13 protein-coding genes are annotated in these 13,523 nt (G+C 43.3%); 3 read left to right on the top strand and 10 right to left on the bottom strand.

All coding sequences use genetic code 11. From position 1 onward, the window contains the following. Window positions 1-34: 34 nt before the first annotated feature. Both A7D14_RS09480 and A7D14_RS09475 read right to left on the bottom strand, forming a co-directional pair. The gene (locus tag A7D14_RS09480) at window positions 35-1,267 is read right to left on the bottom strand and encodes a M48 family metallopeptidase (protein WP_067033371.1); all 1,233 of its coding nucleotides are present in this window, start codon (window positions 1,265-1,267) and stop codon (window positions 35-37) included. A gap of 3 nt (window positions 1,268-1,270) precedes the next feature. Then, a complete protein-coding gene (locus tag A7D14_RS09475) occupies window positions 1,271-2,071 on the bottom strand; it encodes a TrmH family RNA methyltransferase (protein ID WP_067033367.1) in 801 nt (266 codons plus the stop codon). Between the two features lie 68 nt (window positions 2,072-2,139). Between A7D14_RS09475 and A7D14_RS09470 the strand changes: the two genes are divergently transcribed. Further along, window positions 2,140-2,943, top strand: coding sequence for a DUF6503 family protein (locus A7D14_RS09470; RefSeq protein ID WP_067033364.1), 804 nt, complete (start codon window positions 2,140-2,142; stop codon window positions 2,941-2,943). A 59-nt stretch (window positions 2,944-3,002) separates the two neighbouring features. Here A7D14_RS09470 and A7D14_RS09465 read toward each other — a convergent pair whose 3' ends face one another. The 6 genes from A7D14_RS09465 to A7D14_RS09440 all read right to left on the bottom strand — a co-directional run bounded on the left by A7D14_RS09465 (window position 3,003) and on the right by A7D14_RS09440 (window position 11,192). Next, window positions 3,003-4,277, bottom strand: a complete 1,275-nt coding sequence (locus A7D14_RS09465) for an amidohydrolase family protein (RefSeq protein WP_255307426.1) — start codon at window positions 4,275-4,277, stop codon at window positions 3,003-3,005. Window positions 4,278-4,367: 90 nt separating this feature from the next. Continuing rightward, window positions 4,368-7,307, bottom strand: coding sequence for an amidohydrolase family protein (locus A7D14_RS09460; RefSeq protein WP_067033361.1), 2,940 nt, complete (start codon window positions 7,305-7,307; stop codon window positions 4,368-4,370). Window positions 7,308-7,370: 63 nt separating this feature from the next. Further along, a complete protein-coding gene (locus A7D14_RS09455; protein WP_067033358.1) occupies window positions 7,371-8,435 on the bottom strand; it encodes a DUF3810 domain-containing protein in 1,065 nt (354 codons plus the stop codon). 74 nt (window positions 8,436-8,509) lie between these two features. After that, window positions 8,510-9,616 carry a peptidylprolyl isomerase gene (locus A7D14_RS09450; RefSeq protein ID WP_067033353.1) on the bottom strand — a complete coding sequence of 369 codons (1,107 nt, stop codon included), beginning with the start codon at window positions 9,614-9,616 and terminating at the stop codon, window positions 8,510-8,512. Between the two features lie 14 nt (window positions 9,617-9,630). Continuing rightward, window positions 9,631-10,179 (bottom strand): gliding motility-associated peptidyl-prolyl isomerase GldI, encoded by a 549-nt coding sequence (gene gldI, locus A7D14_RS09445; RefSeq protein WP_067033350.1) that lies wholly within the window; start codon window positions 10,177-10,179, stop codon window positions 9,631-9,633. Beyond that, window positions 10,176-11,192, bottom strand: a complete 1,017-nt coding sequence (locus A7D14_RS09440) for a DHH family phosphoesterase (protein WP_067033347.1) — start codon at window positions 11,190-11,192, stop codon at window positions 10,176-10,178. The genes gldI and A7D14_RS09440 overlap by 4 nt, the downstream gene beginning before the upstream one ends. A 75-nt stretch (window positions 11,193-11,267) precedes the next feature. Here A7D14_RS09440 and A7D14_RS09435 point away from each other — a divergent pair, with 75 nt between their 5' ends. Beyond that, window positions 11,268-12,281: an alkaline phosphatase D family protein gene (locus A7D14_RS09435; RefSeq protein WP_067033344.1), complete on the top strand. Its 1,014-nt coding sequence runs from the start codon at window positions 11,268-11,270 to the stop codon at window positions 12,279-12,281. Window positions 12,282-12,331: 50 nt separating this feature from the next. Beyond that, on the top strand, window positions 12,332-12,751 hold the full coding sequence (locus tag A7D14_RS09430) for a nucleoside-diphosphate kinase (RefSeq protein ID WP_067033341.1): 420 nt from the start codon (window positions 12,332-12,334) through the stop codon (window positions 12,749-12,751). 53 nt (window positions 12,752-12,804) lie between these two features. On the opposite strand, the gene A7D14_RS09425 is transcribed toward A7D14_RS09430, so the two are convergent. Then, complete coding sequence (locus tag A7D14_RS09425; protein ID WP_067033338.1) at window positions 12,805-13,101, bottom strand: DUF721 domain-containing protein; 297 nt, start codon at window positions 13,099-13,101, stop codon at window positions 12,805-12,807. Beyond that, complete coding sequence (locus A7D14_RS09420; protein WP_067033326.1) at window positions 13,101-13,523, bottom strand: hypothetical protein; 423 nt, start codon at window positions 13,521-13,523, stop codon at window positions 13,101-13,103. The genes A7D14_RS09425 and A7D14_RS09420 overlap by 1 nt, the downstream gene beginning before the upstream one ends.

The raw sequence follows: 13,523 nt of genomic DNA, 5'->3' as shown, positions 1-13,523 counted from the left end.
ATTTACCACAATCTTTATTGGTAAACAACAAAAATTATGCCTTTAAGTTTCTTATCCGTTCCACAAGGGGAGGATGGGAGTAATGTACAAATACGTAAGCTGGATGTGGGGTAAGGTTGCTCAAACTGTTCTTTGACAGCTTTTTCAGCGAATTCACCAAAGGTGCGGCCGCAAAGGTGGTTTTGGCATAGTTGTCTGCTTGAAACTCAAATTTTCTGGACAAATAATTCATGGCGAGCCCAGTTATTTCGGAAATGGGGCTGTACAAGAGGGCAAACCCTACCAAGCCCGCGTGGAAACTAGGTGTGGAAACACCAATGGCCAATGAAATATCGGGATGGTTAATGAACAAAGAAAGGATGTAGAGGGTAAAACCGGTCAAGGCAAGGGAGACGGTAAGGTTAAAAATGATGTGCTTTCGTTTGTAATGCCCTACCTCATGAGCCAAAACCGCCACAATTTCCTCTTCACTCAAATCATGGATCAAGGTGTCGTACAGCGTGATTCGTTTTTCTTTGCCCAATCCTGAAAAATAGGCATTGGCCTTGGTGGAACGTTTGGAACCATCGATTACAAATATATTCTTCAACTCAAAACCCACTTTTTGGGCGTAATTTTCAATGGCCTTTTTTAAGCTGCCATCATCCAAGGGAGTCTGTTTGTTGAACAGCGGAACAATGAGTCGGCTGTAAAACAGATTGGTGAAAAGAATAAACACCCCTACCAAAATCCAGGTGTAGATCCAAAACTGGGGGCCAGCCCACTCATAAAACAGGATAAACAGGGATAATAGGCTTCCGGCCAAAACGGCTGTAAGAATCCCTGATTTGATCTTGTCCAAAAAGAACAATTTCTTTGTGGTCTTGTTGAACCCATACTGTTCTTCGATTACAAAAGTTTTGTAGTAGGAGAAAGGAATGCCCAACACTGCACTGCCCAGTGTTATGAGACCGAAAAACAGCAATGCCATGGGGATGGTGTCAGTGGATATGGAACGGGTAATTTGGTCAACCCATTCAAAGCCGCCAAACCACAAAAAACCAATGGTGAGAATCAACGAAAAACCATCTGAAACCAATCCAAATCGATAGTTCGTCAACTTGTATTTTTGGGATTTTCGGTACTCGACATCATCAAATACATCGGTAAGTTCAGCGGGAACCGTAGATTTGAACCGTTTGGCATTCAAATATTCCAATATCTGATGAATCAAATATTGAACCACCAAAATTATGAGGATGACATAAAATAGGGAAGTTTTTTCCATAGCTTAAAATCCGCGTTGCCGCTTCGCTTCAAATATAAGTATTGCCGCCGATACGGAAACGTTCATGGAGTCGATTTCGCCCTGCATCGGTATAATCAGGTTCTGGTCGGAATTTTGGAGCCAATCCGCTGTAAGTCCGGTTGCTTCGGTGCCCACAACTAAGGCCATGGGGCCTGTAAAATCACACTCCACATAATTTTTTGAAGCGGTAAGGGCCGCACAGTTGATTTTTATATGGTTTTCTTTTAGAAAATTGATAATCTCCTCAGAACTCCCCATACCAATCTGGTTGGTGAAGACGCAGCCCACACTGGACCGGATGATATTGGGATTGTATAGGTCCGATTTTGGGTTGGCAATTAGTACGGCATCCACGGCAGCGGCATCAGCAGTTCTTAGCAGAGCACCAACATTACCGGGCTTTTCAGGAGCTTCTGCAACCAAAACAAGAGGATTTCTGTTTTTAAACTGAATTTCCTCCAAGGCGTGCCTTTTTGCTTTTGCGATGGCCAACACACCTTCAGTAGTTTCCCGGTAGGCCACTTTTTCATACACTTGTTTGGAAATTTGTATGATTTCGGCACCTATACTTTTTGAAATTAGTTTGAATTCCGAATCAGCCAAAATATCAGGACAATACAGCAACGTCTCAAAGACATACCCCCCTTTTTGTGCCAGTTCCAACTCACGCTGTCCTTCCAAAACAAAGAGCCCGGTTTTCTTTCGCTCCCTGGACTTTTCTTTAAGGAGCAGTATTTTTTTGACCAAAGGATTTTGGATACTGCTGATGATTTTGGCTTCCATACAAATCAAAAATAGAGATTCCTGTAATTTAAAAAAGAGGTTTTCGACCAAGTGACAAACAACATACCATGAAAAAAATAACCATCATTTTACTCACCTTGGCCATTGGGGCCTGTAAACCTAACGCCAAAAAAGAAGAAACCAAAGAAGCTGAGCCACAAAAAACTGCGGAATCGCAATCGGAATATCCAGAAGCGTTGGACAAAGTTTTTGATGCCCATGGCGGATTACAGCAATGGAAAGAACAGCGTACCTTGAGTTTTGTGCTGCCCAATCCCGAGAATCCTGAAAACCATACCGTTGACCTTTGGTCCAGAAAGGATAGAGTGGATACGGAGCAGTTTTCAATGGGGTATGATGGCAATGAAATTTGGCTACAAGACTCAAATGAAAATTACGAAGGTGATGCCGCCTTTTACCACAACCTGATGTTCTATTTTTACGGAATGCCCTTTTTGCTTGCTGATGATGGCATTGTGTACGGTGAAACAGACGATTTAATTTTTGAAGGCAAAAGCTACCCTGGAATCCATATAAGCTATAATTCTGGGGTTGGAGTTTCTTCGGAGGATGAATACTATATCCATTATGACCCCGAGACCCATCAAATGGCTTGGTTGGGGTATACGGTGACCTATAGAACTGGCGAAAAATCAGATAATGTAAAATGGATTCGATATGACGACTGGCAAACCTTAAATGGGGTTGTATTGCCAAAGTCAATTACATGGTACAATTATGAAGGCAGTACAATTTTGGATGCAAGGAGTACCGTTACTTTTGGGGATGTCGCTGTAAGCACCACACCAAAACCTGATGGGTTTTATGCCAAACCAGAAGATGCAATGGTTGTGGAACCGAAAATAAATTAATTGAAAAAGGGAGTTATATGATGAGCGGCGTTCCAAGGAACGCCGCTCTGTTTTTTATTTTATTTACCTTCTCTTTCGTATTTGCCCATATACCGTTTCCATAATTTGGTTTGATGGGTTTCCAAGGAAATATCCCGTCCGTCAATAAAGGCTTTGGAAAGTTGGTTGGTACGCATATCCAGTGCATCACCCTCCGAAATGAACAAGGTGGCACTTTTACCTACTTCCAAGGTGCCATAATCGGAATCGATACCCAAAATTTTGGCCGTGTTGCCTGTTATCAACTGCAAGGCTTTCTCTTTATCCAATCCCTGACCTACAACCTGTCCGGCATAAAAAGCCAGATTTCGGGTTTGAAAATTCGCCATGGATTCGTTTTGCAAGCCTACCAATAAGCCGGCATCCACCAGCAGCTTGGGCAATTTATACGGGAAGTCATAGTCATCATCATCAAATTTGGGCAACGCATGGGTTTCGCTGACCAAAACAGGAATGTTGTGCTCTTTTAGGAAGTTCGTGATTTTATGGGCACGGTATCCGCCGACAATCACAATATGCTGGATTCCTGCTTTTTCTGCCAAGGTAACCGCATCAATCATTTCCTTTTCGCCATTGGTGTGGATGTATAAGCGTTGAGTCCCATCAAAAAGGCCTTGCATGGCTGCAAAAGGCAGATTGATTTCTTTTGAAGCTGCCTTGCCATAAGCCTTGGCATTTTCAACAAAGGTTTTGATTTCACCTACCTGCTCCCCATATTTTTTATTTGGAATGAAAGCATCGGGTTCACCTTGATAGGTATTTCCCTTTCTGAAGAGCGCGGGCCAGTTCATGTGGACACCATCATCGGTTTTAACCGCGGCGTCTTCCCAGTTCCATGCATCAAACTGAACTATGGATGAGGTTCCTGAGATTCTTCCGCCCTGTGGCGTGGCCTGTCCCAACAATACCCCATTGGGCCGCATGCTTTCCACTACTTTGGATTCGGCATTATATGCAATAATACTACGTATATGTGGGATAAAATCTCCAATTTCATCTTCGTCCTTACTAGCTCGTACCGCGTCAACTTCTACCAATCCCAATGATTTTACAGGGGCTATAAAACCAGGATAGACATGTTTCCCTTCGGCATTAATCATGGTTCCAATGGTTGGGGCCATAAGGTCTGCTCCAATCGCGGTGATTTTTCCGTCCACAAAAATGATGGTGCAATTTTCAATGACCTCTCCATTTCCAATATGCGCCGTTGCCCCAAAAATGGCAACTTGTTCGGTTTGGGGTGGAGCAGGGGTCTGTTGTGCGAAAGTTGTAAAACTAAACACTACTGAAACCATGAAGGTGAGGTGCCTCAACAACACCCCTAAAGTCCCCTCAAGGGGACAATGATTGTTTGAATTTATATATAAAAATTTCATCATCTTACATTAAAGGGTTTCACATTCAAATCGTTCTTTTTTATTCTGGACAGGGGTTTGGGTCTTTTCCCCTTTTTCCTTCTCATTCAACATCATGTCAATGAGTTGATTTCGCTCTTGCTGAACCGATTCGCGAAGCATTTTGTCCTTTTCCAAATCGAAATAGACAGCACCTTCAATCAGGGTCTTCTCTGCTTTGGCATACACGGAAAGGGGATGGTTGCTCCACAGCACCAAATCGGCATCCTTGCCTTCTTCCACACTGCCAACACGGTCATCAATATGCAACAATTTGGCGGGATTAAGGGTAACCATCTTCCAAGCTTCCAGTTCGGACATACCTCCATATTTAACAATTTTTCCAGCCTCTTGGTTCAACCTTCGGGACATTTCGGCGTCATCACTGTTAATGGCAACCGTAACGCCTTGACTGGCCATGATGGCGGCATTGTAGGGAATGGCATCGTTTACTTCAAACTTGTAGGCCCACCAATCACTGAAGGTGGAACCGCCCACACCATGCTCCGCCATTTTATCGGCCACTTTGTATCCCTCCAAAATGTGGGTGAAGGTGTTCACCCTAAAATTGAATTTCTCCGCCACCTTCATCATCATGTTGATTTCACTTTGCACGTAGGAGTGACAGCTAATGAAGCGTTCACCATTGAGAATTTCAACCAAAACCTCCATTTCCTCATCATAGCGATAGGATTGTCCACTTTTCTTTTTGGCCTCATATTCCTTGGCGCGCTGAAAATAATCTGTGTAGACCTGCTCCACACCCATACGCGTCTGTGGGAAACGGGAAAAACTGCCCCAATTGGACTGCTTTACATTCTCACCCAAGGCAAATTTTATGAACTTGGGTGCATCGGGGAAAACCAAGCCATCCGAATTTTCACCCCATTTCAATCTCATGATGGCAGAACGCCCCCCAATGGGATTGGCTGAACCGTGCAAGAGTTGAATGGTAGTGACACCACCCGCCAGGTTTCTGTAGATATCCATATCCTCTGGGTCGATGGCATCCTTCATTCGCACTTCAGCTGAAGAGTTATGGCCAGCTTCGTTGATCGTGACCGCTGCAATGTGCGAGTGTTCATCAATGATTCCGGCAGTAAGGTGTTTTCCAGTGGCATCCACGGTGGTAGCTCCACCAGCGTTGAGTCCTTTCCCCACTTTGGCGATTTTCCCATTTTTCACCAAAACATCGGTGTTTTCCAAAATGCTGTTTCCGGTCCAGACCGTGGCATTTGTAAAGAGGATGTTCTCCTGCTTGGGTTTGGTTTTATAACCGTATCCCACATTTGGGTAGGAGACTGCCATCAAATTTGGTTTTTCGGAAGGGGTTTGTTTCGATTTTTCTTCAAACGGAGCTGTTTTGGTCAGATTTGCGGTGGTTTCAGTTCCATTGGAAAGTACTGCCTTGGCTGTTATAGTATCCGAAGATGGAAGAACTTGGGCGATTAAACGATAGGAATTAGTATCGTTCTCTGAAAAGGCCAAATTCAACCAATCTGAGCTGTAATCGATTTTTGACTCCAATTTCTCCGTACCCTTTTTTACCTCAACCTTTGGTTTGCCCACCTCGCCCGTAATGGAAACGGAATAGGTTTGACCATTTACGGAAAGATTGTAATCGCCACGGATGTCTTTTTGGTCTTTGGATTGGATAACGTTTTTGGAACCTTGCACCCAGTTTTCATAGAGTATGGTCTCTTTGTCAAAAATATCTCCAGAAGCAATCAAGAAATTGGCCTGACTGCCGGGTTGTAAAGAACCAATTTCCCCTGATTTCCCCAAAATTGAAGCTGGAACAGTGGTAAGTGCCTCCAAAGCCTTGGTCTTGGAAAGTCCATACGAAATGGCCTTCTGTACTTTGGATTTAAGGTCCGAGGGCGATTTCAATTCATGCAAAGTGAATGAAAATTGAATACCATTGTCTTCCAAAGTTTTTGGATTGGATGGGGCCAAATTCCAATGTCGCATATCCTTCAAAGACACATATTGTGCTTCATAAGGGTTGGACACATCATAGGCATCTGGAAAATTTAGGGGAACGATCAATTTGGCATTGGTGGCCTTAATATCCTGAATGCGCTCATATTCGTCGCCTCCGGCCAAAATAGCGTATTGTATTCCAAATTGGTCGCCTATTTTGTCGGCCCGGAGTACATTTCCATTGTCACCAGCCGCAAAAATCTGGGTAAGTCCCTTATTATTGATCAAGGCTTCCAAAGAAAGGTCCTTGGTCTCCACATTGCCCTTGCTATACCAATCCATATCGTAATACAATTGGCGCATCAAGGCGATGGCACCCATAATTGAAGTGGGATAGGATTGGGTTTTTGCAATGCTCTTATCAAATGAAAAGTACTGTGCGGATTTATCTTCGAGAATTCGTTTTGCCTCACTCCCTTCATCATTTAGGGCGACCAAGACCCCGGTTCCCCGGGCTATCCCATCCTGAATGTGGGCATTGATGACACCAAAACCAGCCTTTCTAAGCTCCTCAGCTTTTTTGCTATCATAAGAAAAACGGTTGAGGGCATTGTTTTCAGGCATGATGTGGTCGTTCCAATAAAATCCTTCACGAGTTGGTTTATATTGGGCCGATCTACCCTGTGAATCAGCTTTTTCGGGCTTCTTTACCCCAAAATCGGAAAAAATATCAATGAAAGAAGGGTAGATGGACTTGCCCTGTAGGTCTTCAACAATGGCATTCTTGGGAATATTGACCGATTTTCCTGCTTGAACCACTTTTCCATCTTGAATGAGAAGGGTTCCGTTTTGGATCACCTCCGAAGGGGTCACATAAATTTTGGCATTGGTGAACGCCCTGTAGTTGTTGTTTTTGGCTTTGACACCGTCATTCTTTGGAAAATACTCCTGGGCGAACAGGGAAGCACTCCCTAAAAATAGGATTAGAGCCGTTAGTTTAAGTTTCATATATCCAGTATTGAATTAGTCGGACTAAAGGTAACGGAAGCAGGGGTTTTGCACAAGTTGGATTCAACTGCTTTTTTTGTGGTGATTGATCATGAGCCCAACCACGGAGTGATAGCTTAAAATGCCGTCTTTTTGATTGTTAATCTTTAAAAAAGTGTTGAAGATGGACTTGAACACGGGTTCCATCGGATTTTGATAGCTCTCCCAAAAACTCCGCAGCTCTTGATAGTTCTTTTTGACCCCGGGATTCAATTGGGCAATGATTTCCTTTGATTTTTCTTCATCCTTCCGGGCCAAATCTGCAAGACAATACCCCAAAGCATGATTGTAGGCAGAATACTTAAAATAGACATCATCACTGTTGGAGGTCACCAAGAATCCAATAAAATTGGTGGCATCTTCGGCAGAATAGCCCAGTTGATGTCCCACTTCGTGCCCACTTACCGCAGGTAATCTAAAAAATGGCATGATGCCGTTCACTTGGGCCTCATTGGTAAACGGATTCAGGTAGCCCCCATATCCCATATAGGTCAGAGGAATACTATAGATTGATGATTTCAGGCTACGATTTCGGTATTCAAAATCGGGATAAATTTTTTGTAGTTTGATATAGCCTTTCTCTGTTTTTTGAAAAATTTCGCCTCGTTTATAAGGTACTTCAACAGCGGACATACTATCTCCGGTAATCCGCATTTGATAGGAATTGGTCTTTTCGGCAAGGTATTGGGTGAAGTCAATCAACTCCTCCAGGGTATACTCTTTTTCAATGCCCAATTTCCAGGTGATGGGCTGGCGGTAATAGTTCATGCCCCACAACAAATGAAAGGCAAAATAAGCGATGGATAGTACCACAACAATGTCCTTTAGGAAAAACAATGGTTTTGTTTTAATGGATTTCCAATGCTTGTACATATAGCGTATAGCAAGAAAGACCAAGACAGTATAGAGTAGGTCTCCAAATGAAAAAGGAATCCAACCCAAAAGAAGTCGAAGTGTCTTTGAAATAAGCAAGTATAGACCATTACTGTAGTATTCCTCCACAAAATTGGGATAACTCCCTATCCATTTCACCAATATGATTTGCAGGGGGAGTGCAAGGGCAATGCTAGTTTTGGTTCTTTGTCCCATTCGTTCACGGTTGGGCCATAAAAAAAAAAGCCGCACGGAAAAGTACGGCTTTTTCTATGTTTTCTCAATTTAGCCTATTCTTGGATTCCTGTGATTTCCAAATCAAAAATAAGGTCGGAGTTTGGTGGAATCGGCCCACCACCTTGTGCTCCATATCCCAAATGTGAAGGGATGAACAAACGCACTTTGTCTCCCACTTTCATGGTTTGGAGTCCTTCTTTGAAGCCGGGGATCAACCGTGCTTCCGGGCCGTACTCCATAGGGAACGGAGTGTACCCTCCTTGATCTCTCCGGGCTGGATTCAATTGATTGAATTTCTCGGCAATTTCTTGAATATTACTGTCAAACAGCTCACCACTGGGCAGATAACCGGCATAGTTGACCAATACTTGCTGCCCTTCAGCGGGTTGTTCTCCTTCTCCATTAACCAAGGTAAATATTTTCAACCCGGTTGGCGTTTCTTCGGCTTCTTCTTTTTGTTGGGCAAATTCCGCCACAAGATCTTCCTTCATTTTCTTGAAGGCGGCTTCTTCTGCTTTTGCCTCTTCAAAATAGGCACTCATGACCTGTACGGCATCAAATTTTCTGGCCTCTTTTCCATTGCGTACAATTTCAACCTTGTTCATGACCACATCCACTTTGGGTTTGTCCCCTTGACCAGTTTCCACATTGGCTATGGAATCGACCACGTCCATGCCTTGGACCACTTCTCCAAAAACTGTATGCTTACCGTCGAGCCAAGGCGTTGCTTTATGGGTGATGAAAAACTGACTGGTGTTGGTCTTTGGACCACGATTGGCCATGGAAAGGATTCCTTTTTTGGAATGCAACAACGAATCGTTGAATTCATCCTTAAAGGTATACCCAATACTGCCACTTCCTGTTCCGGAGGGATCGCCACCTTGAATCATGAAATCTTTAATGATTCGGTGAAAGGCAACACCGTCATAAAATTTCTTTTCTTTAAATTCTTCGCTTACAAAAGGACTGTTGCCTTCAGCAAGGGATACAAAATTAGCAACGGTAACCGGAGTTTTTTCAAACTCCAATTTTACAATGATGTCTCCTTTGGTGGTTTGGATATCAGCAAAGATACCATCTCCCAATTCGGCATACTTGCTGGATTTGCACCCAAAAAGAACCATGGAAAACAAAGTGATTATCAATAGGGATTGTTTCATTTTTCTATACGATTTTAATTTATACTGTCTTTATTTATGATGATGGTATGCAGTTCCACTGACGATTTTATAGGGGTCTGTGGCGCAATGGCATTGTTGTCCCCTTGATACCCATACGCTTGCAATGAAGGAAACACAAAAGTGGCCTTTTCACTGATTTTGAGCAGTTTTACAGCATTCTGCAACCCAGGGAACAATTGTTGTTTGTCCACCACATAGGATGTTGGTCCAATCTCCTCGGCACTGTAAATGGTGTCGTTGTTCAAAGACATTACGTTGTACGAGAACAATATTTGGTCACCGGTTTGTGGTAGGTATGTGGCCGTATCGTTTTTGGTCTCATAATAGTACCAAAATCCATTGGAGCTGGTCTGATATTCATGGATGGTATCCTTTGAAATCAGTTCTTGTATCAATTTTTCCTCTTTGGCCAACAATGCTTTGTTCCGTTCCACGGATTCCTTAAAAAAACTTCCGGATTTCACCTCCACGGGTCTTCGCGGCTCAGGTCCTCCACAGCTCACGTATAGCAATGCGACTAAAAGAATCAAAGCTGGTCTCATGGATTCAATTCACTTTTATAGGTTTTCAGGATTTCATTGAAGCGTTCAATGGTTTCCTTCATAGGCAAATCACTTTTTCCTCCGGCAGCGTTGTCATGTCCACCACCACTAAAATGTTCACGGGCAAACTGGTTCACTGAGAAATCTCCAACGGAACGTAACGAAATCTTGATGATGCCTTCGTCCTTGTTTTCAATAAAAATCAAGGCAAAAATAATCCCTTCCAGCGTTAAACCATAGTTTACGAACCCCTCCGTGTCCCCTTTTTTAAAATCGTGCTGGTCCAATTCCGCTTGCGTCAGCGTAATGTATGCAGTTTTGTATTCCGGTAGAATGACCATATTGCTCAGGGCCACGCCCAATAAATGTAGTCGCGATGGGGAATTGGTGTCAAAAACCTGTTGGTGGATTTCCATGTTGTCCGCTCCCTTGTCAATAAGGTCGGCAACCACTCGATGGGTATTGCTAGAGGTAGATCTATATTTAAAGGAGCCCGTATCCGTCATGATGCCGGTGTAAAGATTGGTCGCAATATCCGAAGTGATACTATCGACATATCCCAAATATCCAATAAAATTATAGACCATTTCGCAGGTGGAACTCATGGAAACATCAGAATAGGTCACCTTGGCATAATCGCCGGGCTGCTGATGATGGTCGATCATGATGAAATCCACTTCCCTCTCCTTAAGAACAGATTCCATCTGTCCGGTTCGGGAGAGTTCATTGAAATCAAGGGTAAAAATTACGGTAGCTTCGTCCAGAAGCTTTTTAGCCTCTTGATTCTCCCATTCAAAATTGATGACCTCATCGTTTCCGGGCATCCATTTTAAGAATTTGGGATAATCATTGGGTGAAATCACATGGGCCGTCTGCCCCATTTCCTTCAAAAAAAGACAAAGTCCCAAACAAGCTCCCATGGCATCACCATCGGGGTTTTTGTGGGGGACGATTACGATTTTTTGAGGCTGGGAAAGAATCGACTTAACTGTCGTGATATCCGCTAAATTCATGCGGCCAAATATACAATAATATAATATAGAGGTAACTTGTCATGCCCTATTTTTGTTTTTTGTGAAATCAATTTAATGCGACTTTTTTCATTTTTAATGTGCTTGATGCTACTCCTTTTGGGGTGCAAAAAGAAAGAGGAACCCAAGGATTCCACTTTTGTGGTGGCTTTTGGTTCTTGCAATATGTCACAGGAGCCCAATCCGTTTTGGGATGATATTCTGGCGGAAAACCCTGATGTTTGGATTTGGGGCGGCGATATCGTCTATGCTGATACAGACGATATTGATAGATTAAGGACCATTTATGCCCAGCAGGATACGGTGAAGGGGTATGCCGAGTTGAAGGCGGAGGTACCCATCATCGGCACATGGGATGATCATGACTTTGGCGTGAACGATGGCGGTTCCGAGTTTGCCGTGAAGGCGGAAAGTCAACAGGTTTTTTTGGATTTTATGGGGGTTCCCAAAGACAGTGAACGAAGGAATCAGGAAGGCGTGTACACCTCCCACGACTATGAAACTCCAAATGGGAAAGTGAAGATTCTGATTTTGGACACCCGTTATTTTAGGAGTGAATTGGTGAAGGATGAAGATCCTAACCGACGTTACCAGCCCAACACCACCGAAGATGCCACGGTTCTGGGTGCTGCCCAGTGGGAATGGCTGCAAAACGAATTGGACCATTCCGATGCCGAGTTTAACCTTATTGTGTCCAGTATCCAATTTTTATCCGGTGAGCATGGATTTGAAACATGGGGCAATTTTCCCAAAGAGGTGGAAAAACTTGAAAAAATGATTGTGGATTCCAATGCAAAAGGGGTTATGATTCTGTCAGGAGATCGGCATATTTCAGAATTTTCCAAAAAACAACTTCCCGGTATGTCCTATCCATTGGTGGATTTCACGAGCAGTGGGCTTACCCATTCCTATTTTAGTTATAGTGGAGAACCTAACAAATATCGGGTGGGAGAAGTGGTTTCCAGCAAAAGTTACGGAACCATAAGCTTGAATCTTAAAAATAAAGAAGTTGATTTCAAGATAATGGGCGACGATGGAGAGGTGCTACAGGAATTAAAACAGACCTATTAAGCCTTGCCCGTTATTTGAAAAAACGTACTTTTGCGCAAAATTTAAAGTAAATGACTGGAAATAGAACGTTTACCATGATCAAGCCCGATGCCGTTGAGAATGGATACATTGGTGCGATTTTGGAAAAAATAACGGCTGCTGGATTCAAGATTGTGGCCATGAAGTACACGCAGTTGAGCAAAAGGGATGCCGAGGAATTCTATGCCATCCACAAGGAGCGTCCATTTTTTGGGGAGTTGGTTGAGTTTATGACCCGAGGTCCCATTGTGGCCGCCATTTTGGAAAAGGACAATGCCGTTGACGATTTTCGTGCATTGATCGGTGCTACCAACCCAGCCGAGGCTGCCGAAGGTACCATCCGTAAATTATACGCAAACGACATTGCTGAGAACGCCGTTCACGGATCAGATAGCGATGACAATGCAGCCATTGAAAGTGCTTTCCATTTTTCAGGAAGGGAAGTATTTTAATTGAAAATGAAGATTATAGGGGAAAGCCGCTCAATTTGAGTGGCTTTTTTTATTTACCGTAACACCAATTTCTTGACCAATTCCCTTCCCAATTCCTCATTGATCATGGCAATGATCTTGGTCTTGCCTAAACTTAATTCTTCGCGAAGTACCGAAGATGACAGTGAGACAAAAAGAGTCTCGTTTTTTAGTTCAACACCAGTGGTGTAATTGTTCACCCCATTGCCCATTAAGTTGACCCATGCCTGCCGGGTATCCACCTTGTCCATGCCCTTTTGGAGTTTATTTTCTTTGATAAACTCGTTCAGTGCTTCACTTAAGGGCAAATGGGAATTGTGTCGCTTGGCCATTATTTTGGGATTTTAATGGGTTCAAATCGTTTGTACGAATACGTAACCCCTTCTTGATTGATGACAGCGAACGAAGTGGAATCCAACTGCACCAATTTTTCCTCCCACTCACTGAAATCGTTTTGGTATTGTAGGGTAAAACCATCGGTCACTTCACTAATGGAGAACGTTTCAAGGTCATTTGATGTGGAATAGGTCCCATCAAATTTGGGCTGCATCTTTTTGCGATACCCTTCATTTTCCTGCAAGTGAATAAAATCAATACTGGGATTCATCCCATATTCCTTGATACTGCCATCGGGGAATTCCACTTCGTCAATTTCCCAATAGCCGTTCAGGTAATGGAGGTCTGCTTCGGCCACAGCGGTTTTTTTGCAGCCCAACACCATCAAAAAAATGAAAAAAGGAAGAATTCGAGACAT

The organism is Allomuricauda sp. CP2A (assembly GCF_001683915.1).
Taxonomy (GTDB): domain Bacteria; phylum Bacteroidota; class Bacteroidia; order Flavobacteriales; family Flavobacteriaceae; genus Flagellimonas.
This window is presented reverse-complemented; position numbering and strand designations above follow the sequence as displayed.